We start from the raw sequence: 1,699 nt of genomic DNA, 5'->3' as shown, positions 1-1,699 counted from the left end.
AGGTACATGACCGCTATCCGGTCGCTCAGGTGTTTAACCACGCTCAGGTCGTGGGAGATGAAGACGTACGTGTACCCGTTGTCGCGCTGTAGCTGGCACAGCAGGTTCAGTACCTGCGCCTGTATGCATACGTCCAGCGCCGATACCGGTTCGTCAAGGACGATGAAGTCCGGGTTGAGCGCTAAGCTCCGCGCGATGCCGATTCTCTGCCGGCGGCCTCCATCCAGTTCGTGCGGGTAGGTGCCGATCAAACGGCGGGCAAGCCCGACGGTGTCCATGAGCTCCAAGATCCTGTCGTTCATGGCTTTTTTGCTGCTGTACACTTTGTTGACGATGAGCGGTTCAGCGATGAGGTCGGCGACGCTGAGCCGCGGGTTGAGGCACGAGTACGGGTCTTGGAAGACGATCTGGACTTTCTTCCGCATTTCTTTCATTTCTGATTTGCTGAACTTGAGGATGTCGCGGCCGTCGAATTTGACTTCTCCGGACGTGGCGTCCAGCAGCCGGATCATGGTGCGCCCGAGGGTGCTTTTGCCGCAGCCCGATTCGCCAACGAGGCCGAGCGTTTCGCCCCGTTCGATGCTGAAGCTGACGTCGTCTACGGCGTGAAGCAGGCCTCGTTTGGTCTTGAAGTACTTTTTCAGGTGGTTGACTTCCACCATGGGGGTATGGGGAGCGGCTGCTGGTTCTTTCATGATTTCCGTCATGGCCGTCACTCTCCCTTCACGCCTGCTGTGGGATTGAGAATCGGGCAGGCGGCGTAGTGGCCCGGAGCGACTTCTACCATCTGAGGCTCAATTTTGGTGCATTGGTCGACGGCGTAGGGGCACCGGGGATGGAACGGGCAGCCGGGCGGAAGGTCAGTCGGGTCGGGCATGAGTCCGTGAATGACTTTGAGTTCGTCCTGGTCTTCGTCCAAGTCGGGGATGGAGTTGAAGAGCCCTTCGGTGTACGGGTGCCGCGGCTTGGTGTAGAGCGAGAGGGTGTCCGAGTACTCGACGACCCGGCCAGCGTACATGATGGCGACTTTGTCGCACATTTCTGCCACGATGCCGAGGTCGTGGGTGATGAGGATGACCGACGTGTTGAACTTGACCCGCAGCTGTTTCATCAGTTCCAGCACCTGAGCCTGAATGGTGACGTCCAAGGCGGTGGTGGGTTCGTCGGCGATAAGCAGCGCCGGGTTGCACGCCAAGGCGATGGCGATGACGACCCGCTGTTTCATTCCGCCGGAGAACTGGTGCGGGTAGTCGCCGCAGCGTTCGCGGCGGATTCCCACCAGTTCCAGCATGTCGCCGGCTTTCTCGAGCGCCTCTTTTTTGCTCAAGTTCTGATGCAGTTCGATCATTTCGGCGATCTGCTCGGCGACGGGAATAACCGGGTTGAGGCTGGTCATCGGGTCCTGGAAGATCATGGCGATTTTGTCGCCGCGGATCTCGCGCATCTGGTGCTCGCTCTTTTTCAGCAGGTCTTCGCCGTCAAAGTAGATCTCTCCGGACTGGATCTTGGACGGCGGCGTGGGAAGCAGGCGCATGATGCCGAGGGCGGTGGTCGTTTTGCCCGCGCCGGTCTCGCCGACGAATCCCAGAGTCTCGCCGTGGCCGAGCTGCAGGTTCAGCCCCTCGACGGCGTGGACGTCGCCGGACTCGGTGATGTAGTGAATGGTCAGGTCCCGAATGTCGAGAAGCGGGGTGGCGTC

General features: G+C 60.0%; 2 protein-coding genes. Both read right to left on the bottom strand.

What is annotated here, in order from left to right; all coding sequences use genetic code 11:
• On the bottom strand, positions 1 to 707 hold a 707-nt coding region (locus HMPREF1249_RS03670), incomplete at its 3' end, for an ATP-binding cassette domain-containing protein (protein ID WP_021775843.1).
• Between the two features lie 5 nt (positions 708 to 712).
• Positions 713 to 1,699, bottom strand: a 987-nt coding sequence (locus HMPREF1249_RS03665; RefSeq protein WP_021775842.1) for an ABC transporter ATP-binding protein, incomplete at its 5' end; no start/stop codon positions are given.

The sequence above is a fragment of the Jonquetella sp. BV3C21 genome, from assembly GCF_000468895.1.
GTDB lineage: Bacteria > Synergistota > Synergistia > Synergistales > Dethiosulfovibrionaceae > Jonquetella > Jonquetella anthropi.
Note: the sequence above shows the minus strand (reverse complement) of the source record. Positions and strands in the feature narration are given on the sequence as shown.